The sequence below is a fragment of the Alcanivorax sp. HI0044 genome, from assembly GCF_001634945.1.
In genome coordinates this window covers 1-532 of sequence record NZ_LWEZ01001375.1, presented here as the reverse complement: position 1 = coordinate 532, position 532 = coordinate 1, and the positions used below count along the sequence as shown (strand labels likewise).

Below are 532 nucleotides of genomic sequence, written 5' to 3'. Positions count from 1 at the left end.
GCCACGCTGAAGAAGCTGCAGAATCGCCTGCCGGAATGGACCGCCCAGCTTCCGGACATGCCCGACCTGCTCCGCGACGGACTGGAAAGCCTGCGCGACCTGCCCTACCAGCAGGACCGCCTGGAAGCCCGTTTCGAACAACAACTGGTGCGCCATCGCCACAAGCTGTTTGCCGGCCTCGCCGGGCTCGGCTGTGCCGGCGCGGCCCTGTGGCTGGCAACGCCCCATTTCAGCTGGCCACTGGCTGCTGGCGCCGTGCTGCTGGTGAGCTGGAGCTGGCGGCGCTAGACTGTGGGCCTGCACAAACACCGTGCTCAATGTTCGTAGGAGCTTGCTTGCAAGCGAACCATCACCCTTCGCCAGCAAGCAGGCTCCTGCATAAAGACCGCTAGTTCGACCACGAAGAATACACAGCCTATGTCAGATATACTCAGCGAGCTGCACCAGGTACTCGAATCGCGCAAGGGCGCCGATCCGGATAGCTCCTATGTGGCCAGCCTCTACGCCAAGGGCCTGAACAAGATCCTGGAAA

The 532-nt window shown here is 62.4% G+C and carries 1 protein-coding gene and 1 pseudogene; both read left to right on the top strand.

The window, feature by feature from the left end:
- Nucleotides 1-288, top strand: a pseudogene (locus tag A3730_RS31975) (ubiquinone biosynthesis protein UbiB); the annotation flags it as partial.
- A 129-nt stretch (nt 289-417) separates the two neighbouring features.
- Nucleotides 418-532 (top strand): phosphoribosyl-ATP pyrophosphatase (locus A3730_RS20355; protein ID WP_369819101.1); only part of this gene is annotated, 115 nt, incomplete at its 3' end.